Origin of the sequence: Streptomyces cavernicola (assembly GCF_029968035.1) — a bacterium.
Classification (GTDB): domain Bacteria; phylum Actinomycetota; class Actinomycetes; order Streptomycetales; family Streptomycetaceae; genus Streptomyces; species Streptomyces cavernicola.
In genome coordinates, this window is sequence record NZ_JASCIQ010000009.1 from 170,559 (window position 1) to 190,316 (window position 19,758).

The window sequence follows — 19,758 nt, forward strand, 5'->3', positions numbered from 1 at the left end:
CGAAGCACACGCTGCACATACCCGCAGTGAGCACACGCACGTAAGCACAGGAGGCAGGCATGGCGGAGCCCGAGCGGACACAGGCGCGGCTGCGACCGGCACCGCTGCTGTTCGAGCCGACGGATGCCGCCGCAGACCCGGAGCACTTCTTCGACCTGGAGTCGATCGAGGACCCGCGCGAGCTGCTGTCGCGGGCCACGGAGCTGACGCTCGCGTTCCGCACGGCCACCGACCGCTCGGTGGAGTTCCAGGCGATCGCGGCGGCCCAGCTCGCCGACCCCGGCCGATTCGACCGGCTGACGACGGCGGCGATCGCCGAGCGCGCGGACTGGACCGAGGACTACGCGAAGAAGATGGTCGAGTTCGGCAGAGAGCTCCTGCGCTCCGGCTCCCAGCAGTGACCGGCCGGAGCCACCGGAGCCGCCAGAGCCCCCGGAGCCAGCGGAGTCTCTGGGCCGCCTGACGGCTGAACACCGGTCCGCGGCAGGGGAGTTCATGTGCCGCCGCACAAGACCGGCTGGCATATGCCGCCGGGCAAGATACTCCATACCGCCCCGACCTGTCCCCGTTTCCGGTAACCCACAGAATCTGACCGGTTGCTCCCGGTAGACCTGTGCGTCATGAGCGCACGGCAGACCCACCCCAGCGAACCCGCCCCCGCCCCCGCCTCCCGCCCGAAGCCCCCGGCGACCACGGCCGCCCCCGCCCACCCGCCTGCCCTGGACCACGCCACCGTGGTCACCGCCGACGGCGCGAGCTGGCTCGCCTCCGCGTCCACGCACCCGCGCAGCACCCTCGCGCTCTGGGAGTCCCACCCGCAGGCCCCCCTCGTCCTGCCCTGCGGCTCCGCCTTCGACGTGGTGAGCGTGGACGCCGTCTTCGGCCGGCGCATCCTCGACCGGCTGTGGGAGGAGGGCCCCGGCTCCGGCCCGGTCGCCGCCCACCGCGGCCGGATGCTGATCTTCGCCGCCCCCGGCACCGCCCACCGCCTGCCGTCCCTGCTCGCCTGGGAGGAGTGGAGCCCGGCCGTGCCGGCCCCGCTGTGCCACGGCGCCGGCGACGCGGTGACCGTCCCGCCGCTCGTCGCACCCGACGAGGACGTCCCCGCGGAACGGCTCGGCTCCCGCTGGCTGGTCGCCCCCGACACCCGCGATCCGTGGCTCCCGGGACCCGAGGCACTGCTCTGGGCGAGCGTCCGTGTGGCCCGCGCGATGGCCGGTGCGGCGGTCCGCGTATCGATTTTTCCTCCGGCGGATCGTGATGTTAAGGTCTACGACGTCAGCAGGCGCCGCTAGCTCAGTTGGTTAGAGCAGCTGACTCTTAATCAGCGGGTCCGGGGTTCGAGTCCCTGGCGGCGCACGTTGTCGTTGGCGGGTCACCTTCGCAGAAAGCGCGAAGATGACCCGCCAACTTCGTTATTGCGCGGCTTCGCCGCGCGAGTGGGGGCTCCGCCACCCACACCCCCGCCACATCGAAAGCCCCTCGCGAAAGCGAGGGGCTTTCTTCGTACGCACCCACCGGACGGGAGGCCTACGGCGTGATCCGGACCGTCCAAGCCCCCGAGCGGGACCGGTCGAGGACCTCCACGCTCAGCGACTCCCCCGGCACCGTGAAGCGCTCACCCAGCTTGACCGGGGCGTCCGCCAGCGGCGGGTAGACCGAATCGTCCCAGCAGGCCTCGGACTCCGGGTGGGCGTCGATCACCTCGACCGGGCCCGCGCCGGAAGCCGGCTCGTTGCGGACCCGGTAGACGAGCACGCCCTCGGTGCACGTCGTCCGGTCGTTGCCGGTCGAGCTGCGGGCCTCGATGGCGATCGCCGAGTCCCGCCCCGTGCGTACGACCGCGAGGCGGGTGCCGCCGGTGCGGCCCTTCGGGACGGCGGAGGCCAGCGGCTCCAGGGTGACCAGGCGGTCGTCGTCGCCCTGGACGCAGCGCACCTGCTTCTCGTCGAGCCAGCCCAGCTTCCACTTGTGCCAGCCGAACAGATCGGGCGCGAGGCCGAACTGGCTGCCCATCACGTCCCAGTCGCCGACATGCGTGTCCCAGTCTCCCTTGCCCTCCGACGGCCGGTGATAGAGGTCCGGCAGGTCGAAGACATGGCCCGTCTCGTGGGCCAGGACGTGCCGGTCCGGCGGGTGCTGCTCGAAGACCGTGACGACCCGGCGGATGTCGGTGTTGTCGGCATGCAGCGGCCGGTCGAAGTTCACGACCTTCGTGGCGTCCGAGTCGACGCCGGGCGCGGTCGGATCGGCCACGAAGTAGACGACGTCGTACCGGCTGAAGTCCACCTTCGGGTCGGCGGCCGCGAGGGCGTCGTGGAGGTAGGCGCTCCGGTCGGCCGGGGCCCAGTCGCGCGCTATGGCGTACGCGTCGGAACTGCGGGGCATCTCGGTCCACTCGAGCTGCGGATGCGCGTTCAGGGTGAAGCGGCCGTAGGAGGCGCGCTCGAAGAAGCGGCTGGTGGCCGGGAAGTGGTCGGCGGCCAGCTCCTCCGGGTCGACCGCCGGCCGGGAGTCCGGGAAGGACAGGAAGACCATGACGGCGTCGAGGTCTCGCTCGGGCTTGGGATAGGCGGTGTTCCAGGTGTCCAGGCCCTCCGAGTGGTGCACGGGCGTGCGCTCCAGAGCGCAGGGATTCACATGGGGCTCGGCGCTCGCCGGGCCCGCCACCAGGGACATCGCGGCCAGCGCGGCGAGCGAGGTGAGGACGGACGCGACGCTGCGCGCACGGGGCGACAGCCCCCCTTCACGAGGGTGATCTCCGAGGGGGCGCTGACGCGGCACGTCGACCTCCGGGTGGGACGGCGGAACACCCCACCCAGACTGTGATGATTTGTTGATGTTCGCCCTGTTCTGGTGCCCCAGTCGGGTGGACGGGCCCACCGGAGCCCGCTCATTTGCCGTCACAGTGCGTGATCAAGTGGGCCGGAGAGCGGTCGGTTCGCATCAGTGGATCTCAGAACCGGACCGGTTCGCGCAGAAGCGATCGGGCGTCAACAGGCCTACCCCGCAAGGGAATCCGGAACATCCCCCTCCGGACGCCTGGATACCGTGGCGGAGCTGGAACAGCGCTCCGACCAGCCTCTATGATCGGCACACTTTCCGGCCGACCCGGGCCGTGCCGTTCGGATCTTGCCGGGGTCGCGGGGCCGGCACGCAACCCACGCACTCGGCTGCGGTCGAACAGGGGGGGACCTCGCAGCGCTGCCGTCGGTGCCGACGCTCCGAACGGACAGTGACCGCCCGACCGGATCCGGCCAGATCCGGCCAGATCCGAACGGCACGACCCCGGCCCGACCTGTACGAGAACCAACTGCCCTGCGGGAGCGAGCGGTGAGCGGAACGTCCGAAGGGCCGGCACCCACGGCGACGGCGGCCACGCGAGCCGCACAGCCGACCGGCACAGCACCTCAGAGCGTCACGGAACACCACAGCCCGACGAGCCCGCCGCCGACGACGGCGCCGCAGGACATCACCGTGCACCACTCCCCGACGGCCGTCGGACACCCCGCCACCCCGCCGGGCGTCGAGCGGCGCGCCGACGCCGAGCTGCGGGACTACCGCGCCGCCTTCAACGCCGCCCACCTCGCGCTGGCCGTCGTCGACCGCGACGGCCTGGTCAGCCGGGCCAACGACGCGCTCGGCGCCCTCGTCGGCACCCCGGCGCCCGAGCTCACCGGCCAGGTCGCCGCCGACCTCGTCGACCTCGCCTCCGACAGCCGTACGTGGCACACGTACCGCGAAGTGCTGCGTGGGCGGCAGGCAACGCTGCGGTGCACGCGACGGCTCAAGCACCCCGCCGGGCACAGCATGTGGGCGCAGGTGACCGTGGAGCCGATGCCGGACTGCGGCGGGGTGCTGCTCGCGGTCGCCGACATCAGCGCGCGCCGCGAACTCCAGGCGCGGCTGCGGCACGTCACGATGCACGACCCGGTGACGCGGCTGCCCAACCGGACGCTGTTCTTCGAGCGGCTCTCCGCGGCCCTCGAAGCGGCCTCGTACGAGGGGAGCGGGACCGGGCGGATCGGGCTCTGCTATCTGGACCTCGACGGGTTCAAGGCCGTCAACGACACCCTCGGGCACCGCACCGGCGACCGGCTGCTCGCGGCCGTGGCCGGGCGGCTCACGGGCTGTGCGGACCGGTCCGCGTACGGCAGGAGCGGTGCGCCGCTGGTGGCGCGGCTCGGCGGGGACGAGTTCGCGCTGCTCGTGGAGGACTCCACCGGCACGGATCAGCTCGCCGAGCTCGCCGAGCAGGTGCTGCACGCGCTGCAGGAGCCCTTCGACCTGTCGGGCCAGCGGCTCTCGCTCTCCGCGTCCATCGGGGTGGTGGAGCGGCGCGCGGCCGGCACGGGGGCGACGGCCCTGATGCAGGCCGCCGACACCACGCTGTACTGGGCGAAGGAGGACGGCAAGGCCCGCTGGACGCTCTTCGACCCGGAGCGCAACGCGCACCGGATGACCCGCCAGGCCCTGTCGTCCACGCTGCGGCCGGCCGTCGAGCGGGGTGAATTCGCCCTGGAGTACCAGCCGTTGGTGGGGCTCGCGGACGGGGCGCTGCGCGGGGTGGAGGCGCTGGTGCGCTGGCACCACCCGCAATTCGGCATGTTGCCGCCGAATCGGTTCATCACACTGGCCGAGGAGGACGGCTCGATCGTGCAGCTCGGGCGGTGGGTGCTCCGCACCGCCTGCCGGCAGGCCAGGCGCTGGCAGCTGGAGCGCCCGGACCTGCCGCCGGTCTTCGTGAGCGTCAACGTGGCGGTGCGCCAGGTGTGGGACTCCGACCTGGTCGCCGACGTCGCCGAGATCCTCGACGAGACCGGGCTCGCCCCGGAGCTCCTGCAGTTGGAGCTCACCGAGTCCGCCGTGATGGGCTCGGCGGGGCGGCCGCTGCAGGCCCTGCAGGAGCTCAGCGACATGGGCGTGCATATCGCCATCGACGACTTCGGCACCGGCTACTCCAACCTCGCCTATCTGAGCCGGCTCCCCGTCTCCGTACTGAAGCTGGACGGTTCGTTCGTCCGCGGTTTCCAGTACGAGACGGGCGACGGGCGCGGGCACGCGAACCCCGCCGACGAGACCATCGTCGAGGCGCTCGTGCAGCTCGCCCACAAGCTGGGGCTCACCGTCACGGCGGAGTGCGTGGAGACCGCCGAGCAGGCGACGCGGCTCCGCCGGATCGGCTGCGACACCGGGCAGGGCTGGCTCTACTCGCGGGCGGTGCCGCCGGAGCGGATCGCGGCGCTGCGGGCGGCGGCTCCTTAGAGCGTGGGCAACCGGTAGGCGTCCGCGATCAGTTCGTAGCTGCGGACGCGGGCCTCGTTGCCGTGGGCGTTGGCGGTGATCATCAACTCGTCGGCGCCGGTGCGCTTCTGCAGGTCGTCGAGGCCGGCGCGGACCTCGTCCGGGGTGCCGTGCACGACGTTCCTCACCCAGCCGTCGACGAACTCCCGCTCCATGGCGCTGAATTCGTACGCCTCCGCCTCCTCCGGGGTCGACACCAGACCGGGCCGGCCGGTGCGCAGGCGGACCATCGACAGGGCACCGGTGAGCACCTGCCGACGGGCCTCCCGCTCCTCGTCGGCGGCGAGCGCGGCGACGCCGATCAGGGCGTACGGGGCGGAGAGGACCGCGGAGGGCCGGAACGACTCGCGGTACAGGTCGAGCGCGGGCACCGTGTTCTGCGCCGAGAAGTGGTGGGCGAAGGCGAAGGGCAGGCCGAGCAGGCCGGCGAGCCGGGCGCTGAAACCGGAGGAGCCGAGCAGCCAGATCGAGGGCCGGTCCGGGGACTGCACCCCGCCGGGCGAGGTGGCCTGTACGGGTCCCGGGACCGCGTGGATACGGGCGTACGGGTGGCCGTCGGGGAAGTCGTCGTCCAGGAAGCGGGTCAACTCGGAGAGCTGCTCGGGGAAGTCGTCGGCGCCCTCGTTCAGCCGGTCGGTGCGGCGCAGGGCGGCGGCGGTGGCACCGTCGGTGCCGGGCGCCCGGCCGAGGCCCAGGTCGACGCGGCCCGGGGCGAGCGCCTCCAGGGTGCCGAACTGCTCGGCGATCACCAGCGGGGCGTGGTTGGGCAGCATGACGCCGCCCGAGCCGAGGCGGATGCGGGTGGTGTGGGCGGCGAGGTGGGCGAGGATCACGGCGGGGCTGCTGGAGGCGACGCCGGGCATGGAGTGGTGTTCGGCCACCCAGTAGCGGTGGAAGCCGCGGCTCTCGGCGAGCTGGGCGATCCTCGCTCCGGTGCGGAAGGCGTCCGAGGCGGTGTGGCCTGCGCCGACCGTGGCCAGGTCGAGTACGGAGAGAGGCACGGGGGCCTCGCCCTGCGGGGTGCCGTGGATTCCGTTGCTCACCGGGGTGCCTCCTGATGTACGTACTCGGGTGTGCACCCGGCGCTAACAGGAGACGGCCTCCGCTTTATTCCCCACCCCGCCCCTTCCGAACTGGGGCTCCGCCCCAGACCCCGCTCCTCAAACGCCGGAGGGGCTGGATTTGGGCGGCGATACGTGCCCCGATAGGGGCGCGGGGAACTGCGCGAGCAGCCACGACGGCGCGGCAGCCGAACGACGGCCGGGGAACGGGGCGCAGCCCCGAAGCGGGGTCCAGGGGCGGAGCCCCCGGGGCCGACCGCAGGTCTTTGGGGAAGGGGCGGGGAGGGGAAAAGCAGGCCCCGCAGGGTTAGCTCGGGACCTGCACGATGGGCTCTCGGGTGAACAGCGCGCCCAGCGCCGGCGCGTTCACCCTGCGGCCCGCCAGGCGGAGGCCCTCCCAGACCGTGACCTGGTTGGCCGTGAGGACCGGCTTGCCGAGGTCGTGTTCCAGGTCGCGGACGTGGGCCGCGGTGTGCAGGGCCGTGTCCGGCAGGAGCACCGCCGCCGCGTCCGGGTGGTCGCCCGCGCGGGCGAGGGCGAGGACCTCCTCGTACCCCCAAGTGCCCACCTCCGCCGCCGTGATGATGCCGCTGCCGCGCATCGCGACGACCTCGATGCCCGCCGCCCGCAGGAAGGCGACGAAGTGCTCGGCCACGTCCTCGGGGTAGGTCGCCGCGACCGCCACCCGGTCCGCGCCGACCTCGCCGGCCGCGTGCGCGAAGGCGAACGACGTGCTCGACGCGGGCAGCCCCGCCGCCTTGGCCAGGTCCCTGACCTGGTCGTGCGCGCCCTCCCAGCCGAAGACGAAGCTGCCCGACGTACAGGCCCACACCACCGCCTCCGCGCCGGAGAGCCGCAACTCCTCGACGCCCGCCGCGAGCCGGTCGGGTGCGCCCATGCGCAGCAGCGCGTCGACCCGGTGGGCGTCCTCGCCGATGTCCGTGTGGATCACGGCGAGGCGGATGTCGCTGCCGAGCAGCTGCTCCATGCGCGGGTAGTCGTCCTCGGCGGAGTGCCCCGGGTAGAGGAATCCGAGTGCGGTCATCGCTTGCGTCCTCCGTGCTGCTCGGTGTTGCGAGTGGTGCGGTCGGGCGCCGGGTGCGGACCACCCGGCGCCCGGCGCGTCACTCGGCGCCCGGGAACTCCGGGAACACCGGCGGCTCCGGGAACACCGGGGGCTCCGCGAAGCCCGGCTGTTCCGACAGCTGCTGCTCGGGGGCCGCACCGGCGGTCGCCGGGGCGGCGTCCTGCCGCGGCGCCGGAGCGAGCGGTCCGCCCGCCCGCAGCATGCTGCGCCGCGCCGACTCGTCGATCAGCGTCTGGTACGGCCCCACCGCACTGGTACCCAGTCGGCGCAGCGCGGCCCACATCGTGACCTGGTTGGCCGAGACGACCGGCATCCTCAGCTCGGCCTCCAACTGCGGGATCACGTCGTACGTGGGCAGGTTGGTGCAGCTGATGAAGAGGGCGTCGACATCGCGGGGCACCGCGTGCCGGGCCATCTCGACGACCTCGCGGTAGGCCACCTTCCAGATGTGCCGGGTGAGGCCGAGGCCGGTCTGGCTGACGACCGTGATGCCGGCCTCGGCCAGATAGTCCTCCAGGGCCTCGGTCACGGAGGCCGTGTACGGGGTGACGAGCGCGATGCGCTGCGCGCCCAGCTCGGCGAGGGCTTCGAGCATCGCGCCCGATGTGGTGAGCGCCGGGACCTCGCCGGCCGCCTCCATCGCCGCGCTCATGGTGCGCTCGCCGGCCATGCCGTCGACGAAGCTCCCGGACGTGCAGGCGTACGCGAGGACCTCGGGTTCGGCGGCACTGAGCGCGTGTACCGCGGAGCGCAGCGTCTGATGCTCGCTCACCAGGCGCGCCAGGTCGAGGCTGACCTCCACCGGCACGTACGGAGTCCGGGTCAGGTGCAGGGAGACCTCGTCGGGAACCCAGCGCCAGAGTTCCCGGTCGAGGGCGAAGTCAAAAGGGGCGACGATGCCGATGCCACGTTGCGGGTGGGGTCCACCCAGGAAGGAGACGTCCATGACAGGCCCTGATTCTGCGAAGGCGCCGAAGCGGCAAATGTGAGGGAAGGGCCGGCCGGGGGCCGGAAGGTGGAGCGAATGTGCCGGCGCTCGCCGGGACGTCGGGACAGATGACGAGCAGACCTCTGAGGGTCACGAGGGGCGTGGATAACTGCCCTTGTTGACGAAGGTAGGTTCCGGTGCCAGCGTGGTCAATCCGCGCATCTCCGACGCACCGGCCGCGTGTCGGCCGACCTCCTCAAGAGAAGCGGAAACGCATTGCCGAACGGTTTCCCCGCGATGTCCGAACCGGCCCATTCCGAAGCCCGTTCCGACGCCCCTTCCGACGCTCCCTCCGAAGCCCGCTCCGACACCCGCCCCGAACCGCCTCCTCCCGAGCCCACACTCCTCGTCCTCGACGCCGAGCCGCTGCCCCGCCTCGGCCGCCTCACCGGCCGCGCCCGCATCCTGCACGCCGACGAGTCGACCCTCGCCGAGCAGCTGCCCCTCGCCGACGTGCTGCTCGTCTGGGACTTCAGCTCCCACGCCGTACGCCACGCCTGGCCCGGCGCGGGGCCACGGCCGCGCTGGGTGCACACCGCGAGCGCGGGCGCCGACCACCTGCTCTGCCCCGAGCTTGTCGAGTCGGACACCGTCGTCACCAACGCGCGCGGCGTCTTCGACCAGCCCATCGCCGAGTACGTGGCGGGGCTCGTGCTCGCCTTCGCCAAGCAGCTGCCGCGCACCCTGGAGCTGCAGCGCGAGCGGGTCTGGCGGCACCGGGAGACGCAGCGGGTCCGCGGCACGCGCGCGTGCGTGGTCGGCTCGGGGCCGATCGGGCAGGCCATCGCCAGGACCCTCAAGGCGCTCGGCCTGCGCGTGGCGCTCGTCGGCCGGACCGCGCGCGAGGGCGTGCACGGCCAGGACGAGCTCGACCGGCTGCTCACCCGCGCCGACTGGGTGGTGTCCGTCGCGCCCCTGACCGACGACACCCGCGGCATGTTCGACGCCCGCCGCTTCGGCCTGATGCAGCCCTCGGCCCGCTTCGTCAACGTGGGCCGCGGCCAGCTCGTCGTAGAGGAAGACTTGGTGGACGCGGTCCGCAAGCGGTGGATCGCGGGCGCCGCCCTCGACGTCTTCGAGGAGGAGCCGCTGCCCGCCGACAGCCCGCTCTGGGACCTGCCGGACGTCCTCGTCTCACCGCACATGAGCGGCGACGTGGTCGGCTGGCGGGACGAACTCGGCGAGCAGTTCGTGGAGTTGTACGAGAACTGGGCCGCCGGAAAGCCGCTCACGAACGTGATCGACAAGAAACGTGGGTATGTCCCCGGGCACTGACCACTGAGTGTCCTGGAGGGCGGATGACCGAGCTCGGCAACCTCACCGCGGTGCAGCTCATCGACCGATACCGCAAGGGCGAGTTGAGCCCGGTGGACGCCGCCCGAGCGGCCCTGGACCGCATCGGGCGCACGGACGGCAAGGTCAACGCGTTCGTCCGGGTCGACGCCGACGAGGCGCTGCGGCAGGCCGAGGAGTCCGCCGGGCGGTGGCGGCGCGGCGAGCCGGCCGGGCTGCTCGACGGCGTGCCGGTCTCGGTGAAGGACCTGCTGCTGCAGCGCGGCGGCCCCACCCTGCGCGGCTCCACCACCGTTGACCCGCACGGGAGTTGGGACGAGGACGCGCCGAGCGTGGCCCGGCTGCGGGAGCACGGCGCGGTGTTCCTCGGCAAGACCACGACGCCCGAGTTCGGCTGGAAGGGCGTCACCGACTCCCCGCTGCACGGCGCGACCGGCAACCCGTACGACCCGGCGCGCACCGCGGGCGGCTCCAGCGGCGGCAGCGCGGCGGCGGTGGCGCTGGGCGCGGGCCCGGTCTCGCTCGGCACGGACGGCGGGGGCAGCGTGCGCATCCCCGGTGCGTTCTGCGGGATCTTCGCACTGAAGCCGACGTACGGGCGGGTGCCGCTGTACCCGGCGAGCACTCTCGGGACGCTCTCGCACGTCGGCCCGATGACCCGGGACGCGGCGGACGCCGCCCTCGTCCTCGACGCGATCGGCGTGCCCGACCCGCGCGACGGCTCGGCGCTCCCCGCGGCCCCGGGCAGCTTCCGCGCGGGCCTGGACGACGGGGTGCGCGGCCTGCGCGTCGCGTACTCGCCCTCGCTCGGCGGGCAGGTCGCCGTGCACCCCGAGGTGGCGGCGGCGGTGCGGCGCGCGGTGGAGAAGCTCGCCGAGCTCGGCGCGTACGTCGAGGAGACCGACCCCGACTTCAGCGACCCCGTGGAGGCCTTCCACACGCTGTGGTGCAGCGGCATGGCTCGCCGCATCCAGCACCTCGGCAAGGAGCAGCGGGCCGCCCTCGACCCCGGACTGCGGGAGATATCCGGCCGCGGGGCCCGGCTGAGCGCACTCGACTACCTCGCGGCGGTGGACGCCCGGCTGGAACTCGCGCGCCGGATGGGCCGGTTCCACACGACGTACGACCTGCTCGTCACGCCGACGCTGCCGATCACCGCGTTCGAGGCGGGAGTCGAGGCGCCGAAGGGCTCCGGGCACCGCCGGTGGACCGGCTGGACCCCGTTCACGTACCCCTTCAACCTCACCCAGCAGCCCGCAGCGACGGTGCCCTGCGGGGTGGACGGGGCGGGGCTGCCGATCGGGGTGCAGCTGGTCGCGGCACGGCATGCGGACGGGCTCGTGCTGCGGGCCGCGCAGGCGCTGTACATGTCCGGAGCGACGGACATTCCGCGTCCCGAACTGACCTGAAAACGCCGGGAGTCGGGGCAACACGGACGGAGCAGCGCCGTTCGGCCGGGCGGCGCAACGGAAGCAGTCCGTCCGGGTCAAGGACTGAAAACGATCGGCATATCTCCCCGCCAGTCGGGTAGCCGCGCGCCCATGGCTCCACCACAGGGGAACAACTCAGGAAGCACAAGGAAAAGCGGGCTCCGCCGTCGCTCACTGTTCGCGGGGGCGGCGGCGTTGGGCGCGGTGGGCGCCGTCGGCGCGACCGCCGGATGCAGCCGTGTGGCCACCGCAGACACCGGTGACGGAGGACACCTACTGGAGCAGTTGCGAGCGAAGGGGAGCGTGCGTCTCGGGCTCGCGGGCGAGCAGCCGTACAGCTACATCGGCAGCGACGGCGAGATGACCGGTTCCTCGCCCGCGATCGCGAAGCGCATCTTCAAGGAGCTCGGCGTCGACAAGGTCGAGCCGTTCCCCATCGAGTTCGGTTCGCTGATCACCGGCCTGAACTCGCTGCAGTTCGACGTGGTCGCGGCCGGGATGTACATCAACCCGGAACGCTGCGACCAGGTCATCTTCGCGGACCCCGAGTACCAGATGCTCGACGCGTTCATCGTCCGCAAGGGCAACCCGAAGAACCTGCACTCGTACAAGGACATCGCGAAGACGGGCGCCAAGATGGCGACCGGCGTCGGGTACGCGGAGATCGACTACGCGAAGGAGGCCGGCGTCAAGGACATCGGCACCCTGCCCGACCAGCTCGCCGGTCTGCTCGCCGTGAAGCAGGGCCGTATCGACGTGTTCGTCGGCACCGCGGTGACCGTGTTCAACGCGGTGAAGCAGGCGGGGCCCGGCTCGGGCGTCGAGGCGACCAAGGAGGTGCAGCCGTACGTCGACGGGAAGCCCGTCATCGACGTGGGCGGCTTCGCCTTCCGCAGCCCGGAGACCACCTTGCGGGACGCGTTCAACCGCGAGCTGCACAAGTTGAAGCGCAGCGGTGAACTCCTGGAGATCATGCGGCCGTTCGGCTTCACCAAGGACCAGATGACCACCATCCGCGCCGAGGAGAAGTGCAAGCCATGAGCGAGATCACTCCTGGGCTCTGGGAGCTCGTCTTCAAGGGGCTGTGGATCACCGTCCAGCTGACGGTCTTCAGCGCGGCGCTCGGCGCCGTCGTCGCCCTCGTCATCGGCCTGGCCCGCACCCACCGACTCTGGATCGTGCGCTTCCTGTCCGGCGCCTACTTCGAGATCTTCCGCGGCACGTCCGCGCTCGTCTTCATGTTCCTGGTGTTCTTCGCGCTGCCCCTCGGCTTCGGCTGGCAGCTCGTCCCCATGTGGGCCGCGGTGCTCGCGATGGGCCTCACCTACGGGGCGTACGGCTCCGAGATCGTCCGCGGCGCCGTGGCCGCGGTGTCGCCGGCGCAGCGCGAGGCGGGCATCGCGCTGAGCTTCACGCCCGCCCAGTCGCTGCGGAAGGTCATCCTGCCGCAGGCCTGGCCCGAGATGGTCCCGCCGCTGAACAACCTGCTGATCGAGCTGCTCAAGGGCACCGCCCTGGTGTCGATCCTGGGCGTCAACGACATCACCTTCGCGGGTTCGCTGGTGCGTAACGCCACCGGCGAGAGCGCCCCCATCTACACGGTCATCCTCGTCATGTACTTCGTCCTCGCCTTCGTCATGACGCGCGGCATGCGCCTCCTCGAACGGCAGGCCAAGGCCGGGATCGGGCAGGCCCCGCCGAAGCGGCGCAAGCTCTCCCTCCGACAGACGAACGACTTGGCGGCCAGCGGGGTCAGCGGCGGAACGGGTGGTGCAGCATGAAGTGGGACTGGTCCTCAGTAGGCGACTTCATGCCGGTGTTCTGGGACGGCGTGCTCGTCACGCTCCAGGCGCTGGTCCTCAGCGTGATCGTCGCGTTCACCCTCGGTCTCGTCTGGGCGATGGCCCAGCGCTCGACCCTCAAGGCCGTGAGCTGGCCGGTGACCGTGGTCACCGAGTTCATCCGCAACACCCCGCTGCTCGTGCAGCTGTTCTTCCTGTACTACGTGCTGCCCGAGTGGGGCATCACCTTCTCGGCGCTCACCACCGGCGTGATCGGCCTCGGCCTGCACTACTCCACGTACACCGCCGAGGTGTACCGCGCCGGCATAGACGGTGTTCCGGTGGGCCAGTGGGAGGCCGCCACCGCGCTCAACCTGCCGCGCTCGCGCACCTGGCTCGCGGTGATCCTGCCGCAGGCCATCCGCCGAGTGATCCCGGCTCTCGGCAACTACGTCGTCGCGATGCTCAAGGACTCGCCGCTGATCGCCACGATCGGCGTCCTCGAAATGCTCGGCGAGGCACGGCAGTTCGGCTCCGTCACCTTCCAGATGGTCGAGCCGCTCGTCGTCGTCGGCATCGCCTTCATCGTCATCGCCTACCCGGCCTCCCTTCTTCTCCGAGCCCTGGAGCGTCGCCTTGTCCGCTGACAGCACTCCCACCAACCCGAACGCCGGCGGCTCCAAGGAGACCGCCAACCCGACGGTCGACGGCAGCGAGCTGATCCGCTTCGACAAGGTCACCAAGCGCTTCGGCAGCAACACCGTCCTCGACGAGCTGGACTTCAAGGTCGACTCCGGCAAGCACGTCACCCTCATCGGCCCGTCCGGCTCCGGCAAGACGACGATCCTGCGGCTCCTGATGACCCTGATGAAGCCCGACGAGGGCACCATCAAGGTCGGCGGCGAGTACCTCACGCACGAGGAGCGCGGCGGCAAGCTGGTCCCGGCGGGCGACAAGCACATCCGCGAGGTCCGCAAGAACATCGGCATGGTGTTCCAGCAGTTCAACCTGTTCCCGAACATGAAGGTGCTGCGGAACATCACCGAGGCCCCGGTGCACGTCCTCGGCCTGTCCAAGGACGAGGCGGACGAGCGGGCCCGCGAGCTCCTCGACCTGGTCGGCCTCGGCGACCGCTGCGACGCGTACCCAACGCAGCTCTCCGGCGGCCAGCAGCAGCGCGTCGCGATCGCCCGCGCGCTCGCGATGCGCCCGCAGGTCCTCCTCCTCGACGAGGTCACATCGGCGCTCGACCCGGAGCTGGTGGCCGGCGTCCTGGACGTGCTGCGGGACATCGCGCACTCCACGGACATCACCATGCTCTGCGTCACGCACGAGATGAACTTCGCCCGGGACATCTCGGACCAGGTCCTGATGTTCGACTCGGGCCGCATCATCGAGTCCGGCTCCCCGGAGAAGATCTTCGGCGACCCGGACCACGAGCGGACCCGTGAATTCCTGAGCGCGGTCCTCTAGCCGCCCGCCGCTCCCCCTGTCGAAGGGCCCCGCCGAACCTCGCGTACGGCCGGGGCCCTTCGTCGTCCGCGGACGCGGTCCGTGAGTCCGCCGCGAAGGCCGTCGGCGATCAGAACCGGCGTTCTCCACCAGGGCATTGACCTTGGCATATGCCAGTGTGGCGCGTTCCTGCTTGTGGGGCCGCACGAGGGCCGGATCACGCCACGAAAGTTGTCAACAGCCCCTCCGTTGGCGGCGCTTGGCGGCTATCGTGGTACCGAGCCCAGCTGTCCGGAACCGGTCCATGCAGGGGGAAAACCGTGGCGCTGAAGCCAGAGTCGACCGCGCCGTACCACTCGGTGCAGCACGCCCTGCGTGTGCTCGAAACCGTGGCCCGGCACCCCGCCGGCGTCACCGACGTGCAGATCGCACGCCTCACGGGGCTGCCCCCGCGGGCTCTCTCCGCGCTGCTCCTGATGCTGCGCCGCGAAGGGTACGTACGCCAGGTCAGCGACGGGGCGTACGCGACGGGCGAGTCCTTCGCGAAGCTCGGCTCCAGCGCGGCGCACGACGAGGCGATCAAGGGCCAGCTGCAGACCACCCTGGACCGCCTGCGCGACACGGTCGGCGCCGCCGTCTACATCAGCCGGTACATCGACGGCGAAGTGAAGATCACGCAGTACGCGGCCGGCCCCGACGCCCCCGCGGTCAACGAGTGGGTGGACTTCCGCTCCGCCGCGCACGCCAGCGCCGTCGGCAAGAGCCTGCTCACACAGCTGGACGTCAACGGCCGCCGGGACCACCTCTCCCGCCACAAGCCGGCCCGGTTCACCTCGAAGACGATCACCAACGAGCGGCTGCTCTTCAGCCGGCTGGACTCCCAACCGCCCACGGTCCCGATCCTCGACCTGCAGGAGTACGCGGTGGGCACGGTCTGCGCGGCCGTCCCGATCACCGCGGGCGCCTCGGTCGGCTGTCTGGCCCTGTCCATGCCGGTCGAGAGCGCCCACCGCCTGCGCGCCGCAGCCGAGAGCCTGAACCGCAGCGCGGCCCCGGTCCTGCTCTCCCTCGCCATCTGAACCCACGCGCTCCGTCCGACCCCGGGTGGTCAGAAGCACCCCTCGGGGTTGGGTATTATTTACGAGTCAGCAGGCGCCGCTAGCTCAGTTGGTTAGAGCAGCTGACTCTTAATCAGCGGGTCCGGGGTTCGAGTCCCTGGCGGCGCACAGACAGTCGAAGGCCCCTCGCGAAAGCGGGGGGCCTTCGTCGTGCGCGGCACCGGGCTCACAGGCGGCCGAGCAGCTCCTCCCGCCCCTGTTCTCGGTAGCGGTCGAGGAGCGCCGATTCGGCGGCCGGGGTCAGCGGCTCGTACGACACCTCCGTGTCCGGGCGCCACCACACCGGGTCCGGGCAGCGGAAGCCCGCGCGGCGCAGGGCTACACGGTGCACCTTGTTCGTCGCCGTCACCGGCATCCGGCGCACCGGGCGGACGAAGCGGGGCAGCATCTTGGGGCCCAGGTCGCCCTGCGCGGCGAGGAACCGGCCGAAGTCGCCCGGGTCGAAGGGGGCATCGCCGAGGGCGAGCGTCGCCATCACCTGGTCGCCGGCCACCGGGTCCGGCACCGCGTAGACCGCGACCGCAGCGGCCGGCTCGTAGCGGGCGAGGATGTTCTCGATCATGGCGGCGGCGAGGTTCTCGCTGTCGACGCGGAGCCGGTCGTCGCTGCGGCCCGCGAAGTAGAGGAACCCCTTCGGGTCGCGGAAGAACAGGTCGCCGGTCCAGTACCAGCCCCCGCGCACCCGGGCCGCGTCCGCTTCCGGGTTGCGCCAGTACCCCTCGAAGGGGCTGCGCCCCCGGTTGACCAACTCCCCTATCGCATCAGCCCCGTTGAGCAGCCGGCCCGCCTCGTCGAGGCACGCCGCCGGGCACTCCTCGCCGGTGGCCGGGTCGACCACCGCCAGGTCGTCGCCCGGCGTCGCACGGCCGATCGCGCCGGGCGGGGTGTCCGGGGTGCGCTGGACGGCGGCGCCGCCCTCGGACGAGCCGTACCCCTCCACCAGGCGGACCCCGAACCGCTCCGCGAACCGGGCCGCGTCCACCGCGCCCGCCTCCGTGCCGAAGCCGAGGCGCAGCGGATTGTCCCGGTCGTCCGGCCGCTCGGGCGTGGCCAGGATGTACTGCACGGCACGGCCCACGTACGTGAAGTACGTCGCCCCGTACGCCCGCACGTCGTCCAGGAACCCGGAGGCCGAGAACCTGCGGCGCAGGGCCACGGCCGCGCCCGCCGCGAGCGCCGGGGACCAGTCGGCGATCACCGCGTTGCCGTGGAACATCGGCATGCAGACGTAGTGGACGTCGTCCCGGCCGACCCCGAAGTGCTCGACCAGGGAGCGGCCGGCCGCGGCGAGCCGGCCCTGGCTGCAGATCGCGGCCTTGGGCGCGCCGGTCGAGCCGGACGTGAAGTAGAGGAGCATGCGGCGCGAGGGGTCGGGCGGGGCGAGCGCCGCGTCGCCGGGGGCGGCGTTCGCGTACGGGGCGAGGAGCTGCTCGTACTCCTCGGAATCGGTCACGAGGATGCGTACGCCGGGGAGTTCGAGGCCGTCCAGGAGCGGCAGGTGGGTCCGCTCGGTGAGGAGGAGGCGGCACTCGGTGTGCAGGATGTCGCGGGCGAGTTCGGCGCCGCGCCGCGTCGGGTTGATCCCGGCGACGGCCGCGCCGGCGAGCGCGGCGGCGCTCAACCACAGCGGATATTCAGGGGTGTTGTCGAGGAGCACGCCGACATGCGGCTCGGCCCCCGGCGGCAGCAGGTCCACGAGCAGCGCGGCCCGTGCGGCGGCGCCGGCGGCGACCTGGTGGTGGGTGAGTACGCGGTCCTCGCAGCGGAGCCCGGGACGGTGGTCGTCCCACTGCGCGTGGACCAGGTCTGCGACGGTCGTACCGGTCATACCCATGGCGCCGCACCATAATTGACTGGCCGTCAGAATTGGAGAGGTGTGCGCGAGCGACTGCGCGCACCGCCTTGCGTGGGGGGTGCGGTGCGCGCAGCCTGCTCGCGGTCCGGGCCGTCGGGGGAAGGGCCTGGACCAGAGAGGGGGCAGGGTGCCGCGAGTTTTTTATGTCTCACTGTGACATGAAAATCGCAGGGCACCCCTGGGCGGCGTCAGAACGTGACGTCCGAGCAGGCGTAGAAGGCGTTGCCCGTGTCGGCGATCGTCCAGACCGACAGGATGACGTGATGGCCCGACTTGCCGCTCGGGAGCTGCCCGGTGTGTTCGAGCGTGGCGGGCGGCTGCTGGTTGTTGTACGGGACGGTGAAGAACGGCGCCGTTTCGAGGGCGGCCCTGGTCAGCGGCTTGCTGTCGTCCCAGCCGTCCTTGGTGACGTAGTACTTGAAGTCGGTCGTGGAGTGCCGGGCGGTGAACTGCCAGCGGAAGCTCTGGCTGCCCCCGCTCGTCACCTTGGTGGTCGGCCAGGCGCCGCCGCCGGGCTTGGTCGGCGAGTTGAGCGCGTCGAACTGACCGAGGCCCGCCGAGCAGATCTCACCGTCGGCGGGACCAGCGGCCGGGAAGCCCTTGGGGCCCTCGACGCTCTGCGGCTCCCACTGGATCGAACCACAGCCGGTGACGGTCCCGTTGGCGCAGAGCTTCTGCCGGCTGATCGGGGAATCCGTGTAGCCGTGGCCGCTGGCGCCGCCTGTGGAGAAGACGAAGGCCCCGACGGTGGCGATGCCCACCGCTGCCGCGTACATCCGTTTTCGCATGCTGCTGCTCCTGTGCTCCTGGAGAACGAGGGGTTCTGTGAGCCGTGCACAGTGCTGCGGTCTAGACCAAGTTACAGATTATGGGCGGGAGTTGACGGTGTCCATATCGAAGACAAGACATGTCCATACCAATGAGGGCGGATTCCGGACAGCCCACGGACCCGCCGTCGCGTCAGGGGCTCAGCGCTCGGTCTGGCCCGTGCAGAACGCCACCGTCAGATCCTTCACGAGCGCCTTGCGTTCGCAGTCGTCGAGCTCGACCAGGCCACGTACGGTGAGCCGGGTGACCGTGTCCTCGACCGAGTCGACGAGCTGCGTCAGGGCGGTGTCCCGGTCCCGTGCCTCCAGGGCGGCGAGCCTGCGGCGGCGCTCCGACTCGGCCACCTCGGGCGCGTAGTCGATCCGGGTCGGCCGCACCGCGAACACCTCGATGCCGGCCGCCTCCGCGTCCACGGCCACCCGCCGGGTGAGCGCGTCGCCGACCGACTCCGCGTTGCGCAGCGTCGCCCCGCCCGTACCGCCCAGGGGCGCGTCCACCGGCAGCTGCGAGAGGACCCCGGCGAGCGCGGCCTCCACGCACTCCCGCAGATAGGTCACATGGTCGTCGACGCCGAGCGCCGCCCGCGCCGTGTCCTTGATCCGCCATACGACGAGCAGCACCACGCGCAGCGCCACCCCGTGCGCGTCCACACCCGGCATGGGCTCACTGCGCCAGTGCCGAAGGCGTACGTCGACGCGGCGCCGCTTCAGCAGCGGGTTGATCCACACCAGGCCGTTCCGCCGCACACTCCCCCGGTACCGCCCGAACAGCGAAAGCACCCACGCCCGGCCGACCCGCCCCCGCCCCAGACCGCCGAACGCGAAGAGCGACAGCGCGCCCGACCCGGCGAGCACCGCCCACTGCGCCGGGCCGAGCCCCGCGCCGAGCTGCTCCGGGAGCCGCGCGAGCTGGACCGCGTACGTCGGCAGCAGCCCGGCCCACCAGCAGCCCGCCGCGCATCCGGCGAGACCGGTGGCACCTGCGGCCACGGCGGCGGCGCCCGACCACGACCGGCCGCGCCACTCGCTGACCTCGGCCGGCACCGCCACCCGCGTCGGCACCGCTGCCCGCGCGGGCGACGGCCCGAGCACCGGCCGCCGCGCCCCCGCCCGCGGCTGCTCCCCGGTGCCCAGCCTGCGGCCGACGACGGTCGGCGGCAGATGCGGCGGCAGCTGTACGGGGGCGGCACGGCCGGACTCGTCGCGGAAGAGGAGGTGGAGGGGGATCTCGGTGGTCGACCCGGTCTGGATGAGGCGGGGCGTCCGGGTACCGGCGGACGCGGCCCCCCGCTGCGCCCGAGCCCGCCACGCCTCCGCCGCCCCGGCGACTGTGCCGGCGCCTGTGCCTTCGCCTGCGCCTTCGCCCGCCGCCGATCCCGCCGCTGACCCTGCCGGCGCCGCTCCCGTGGCCTCCGGCTGAGCGGCCTCGTCGCTCGCGCCGGTCGCCCCGGTCGTTCCTGTCAGGTCGGTCGTGCCGGTCGGGTCGGCGTTGTCGCTCATGCCGGTCGTGGATCCCATCGGTACCTCCGCACCTCCGCCGTGCTGCCTACCGCTGTCCTGCC

17 protein-coding genes and 2 tRNA genes are annotated in these 19,758 nt (G+C 72.1%); 12 read left to right on the forward strand and 7 right to left on the reverse strand.

Annotation, left to right across the window (positions count from 1 at the left end):
* The first annotated feature begins 59 nt into the window (after positions 1-59).
* The 3 genes from QIS96_RS11105 (at position 60) to QIS96_RS11115 (ending at position 1,359) form a co-directional block, all read left to right on the forward strand.
* A complete protein-coding gene (locus tag QIS96_RS11105) occupies positions 60-401 on the forward strand; it encodes a hypothetical protein (RefSeq protein WP_282542308.1) in 342 nt (113 codons plus the stop codon).
* Between the two features lie 219 nt (positions 402-620).
* Positions 621-1,295, forward strand: a complete 675-nt coding sequence (locus QIS96_RS11110) for a bifunctional DNA primase/polymerase (protein WP_282542309.1) — start codon at positions 621-623, stop codon at positions 1,293-1,295.
* A tRNA-Lys gene (locus QIS96_RS11115) sits at positions 1,286-1,359 on the forward strand. Before QIS96_RS11110 ends, QIS96_RS11115 begins: the two co-directional genes overlap by 10 nt.
* Before the next feature lie 171 nt (positions 1,360-1,530).
* Here the strand turns inward: QIS96_RS11115 and QIS96_RS11120 are convergent.
* The gene (locus QIS96_RS11120) at positions 1,531-2,784 is read right to left on the reverse strand and encodes a M6 family metalloprotease domain-containing protein (RefSeq protein ID WP_282542310.1); all 1,254 of its coding nucleotides are present in this window, start codon (positions 2,782-2,784) and stop codon (positions 1,531-1,533) included.
* A 549-nt stretch (positions 2,785-3,333) separates the two neighbouring features.
* Between QIS96_RS11120 and QIS96_RS11125 the strand changes: the two genes are divergently transcribed.
* Complete coding sequence (locus QIS96_RS11125) at positions 3,334-5,265, forward strand: putative bifunctional diguanylate cyclase/phosphodiesterase (protein WP_282542311.1); 1,932 nt, start codon at positions 3,334-3,336, stop codon at positions 5,263-5,265.
* On the opposite strand, the gene QIS96_RS11130 is transcribed toward QIS96_RS11125, so the two are convergent.
* From QIS96_RS11130 to QIS96_RS11140, 3 genes are all read right to left on the reverse strand, one after another.
* A complete protein-coding gene (locus QIS96_RS11130; RefSeq protein WP_282542312.1) occupies positions 5,262-6,347 on the reverse strand; it encodes an LLM class flavin-dependent oxidoreductase in 1,086 nt (361 codons plus the stop codon). The genes QIS96_RS11125 and QIS96_RS11130 overlap by 4 nt on opposite strands.
* Positions 6,348-6,672: 325 nt before the next feature.
* Positions 6,673-7,410: a maleate cis-trans isomerase family protein gene (locus tag QIS96_RS11135; RefSeq protein ID WP_282542313.1), complete on the reverse strand. Its 738-nt coding sequence runs from the start codon at positions 7,408-7,410 to the stop codon at positions 6,673-6,675.
* Positions 7,411-7,489: 79 nt separating this feature from the next.
* Complete coding sequence (locus QIS96_RS11140; RefSeq protein WP_282542314.1) at positions 7,490-8,398, reverse strand: maleate cis-trans isomerase family protein; 909 nt, start codon at positions 8,396-8,398, stop codon at positions 7,490-7,492.
* Positions 8,399-8,677: 279 nt separating this feature from the next.
* On the opposite strand from QIS96_RS11140, the gene QIS96_RS11145 reads away from it, so the two are divergent.
* The 8 genes from QIS96_RS11145 to QIS96_RS11180 all read left to right on the forward strand — a co-directional run bounded on the left by QIS96_RS11145 (position 8,678) and on the right by QIS96_RS11180 (position 15,622).
* Positions 8,678-9,715 (forward strand): D-2-hydroxyacid dehydrogenase, encoded by a 1,038-nt coding sequence (locus tag QIS96_RS11145; protein WP_282542315.1) that lies wholly within the window; start codon positions 8,678-8,680, stop codon positions 9,713-9,715.
* A gap of 23 nt (positions 9,716-9,738) precedes the next feature.
* On the forward strand, positions 9,739-11,142 hold the full coding sequence (locus QIS96_RS11150; RefSeq protein WP_282542316.1) for an amidase: 1,404 nt from the start codon (positions 9,739-9,741) through the stop codon (positions 11,140-11,142).
* Positions 11,143-11,274: 132 nt separating this feature from the next.
* Positions 11,275-12,204: an ectoine/hydroxyectoine ABC transporter substrate-binding protein EhuB gene (ehuB, locus tag QIS96_RS11155; RefSeq protein ID WP_282542317.1), complete on the forward strand. Its 930-nt coding sequence runs from the start codon at positions 11,275-11,277 to the stop codon at positions 12,202-12,204.
* Positions 12,201-12,944 carry an ectoine/hydroxyectoine ABC transporter permease subunit EhuC gene (gene ehuC / locus QIS96_RS11160; RefSeq protein WP_282542318.1) on the forward strand — a complete coding sequence of 248 codons (744 nt, stop codon included), beginning with the start codon at positions 12,201-12,203 and terminating at the stop codon, positions 12,942-12,944. The genes ehuB and ehuC overlap by 4 nt, the downstream gene beginning before the upstream one ends.
* Positions 12,941-13,591: an ectoine/hydroxyectoine ABC transporter permease subunit EhuD gene (gene ehuD / locus QIS96_RS11165; RefSeq protein ID WP_282542319.1), complete on the forward strand. Its 651-nt coding sequence runs from the start codon at positions 12,941-12,943 to the stop codon at positions 13,589-13,591. Before ehuC ends, ehuD begins: the two co-directional genes overlap by 4 nt.
* Positions 13,581-14,417 carry an ectoine/hydroxyectoine ABC transporter ATP-binding protein EhuA gene (ehuA, locus tag QIS96_RS11170; RefSeq protein ID WP_282542320.1) on the forward strand — a complete coding sequence of 279 codons (837 nt, stop codon included), beginning with the start codon at positions 13,581-13,583 and terminating at the stop codon, positions 14,415-14,417. Before ehuD ends, ehuA begins: the two co-directional genes overlap by 11 nt.
* A gap of 299 nt (positions 14,418-14,716) precedes the next feature.
* Entirely contained in the window at positions 14,717-15,475 is a 759-nt protein-coding gene (locus tag QIS96_RS11175; protein WP_282542321.1) for an IclR family transcriptional regulator, read from the forward strand.
* Between the two features lie 73 nt (positions 15,476-15,548).
* Positions 15,549-15,622, forward strand: a tRNA-Lys gene (locus QIS96_RS11180).
* Between the two features lie 58 nt (positions 15,623-15,680).
* Here QIS96_RS11180 and QIS96_RS11185 read toward each other — a convergent pair.
* From QIS96_RS11185 to QIS96_RS11195, 3 genes are all read right to left on the reverse strand, one after another.
* Positions 15,681-17,348 (reverse strand): AMP-binding protein, encoded by a 1,668-nt coding sequence (locus QIS96_RS11185; protein ID WP_282542322.1) that lies wholly within the window; start codon positions 17,346-17,348, stop codon positions 15,681-15,683.
* Between the two features lie 209 nt (positions 17,349-17,557).
* Positions 17,558-18,157 carry a lytic polysaccharide monooxygenase auxiliary activity family 9 protein gene (locus QIS96_RS11190; protein WP_282542323.1) on the reverse strand — a complete coding sequence of 200 codons (600 nt, stop codon included), beginning with the start codon at positions 18,155-18,157 and terminating at the stop codon, positions 17,558-17,560.
* A 180-nt stretch (positions 18,158-18,337) separates the two neighbouring features.
* Positions 18,338-19,714: an SPFH domain-containing protein gene (locus QIS96_RS11195; RefSeq protein WP_282542324.1), complete on the reverse strand. Its 1,377-nt coding sequence runs from the start codon at positions 19,712-19,714 to the stop codon at positions 18,338-18,340.
* Between the last annotated feature and the right edge of the window lie 44 nt (positions 19,715-19,758).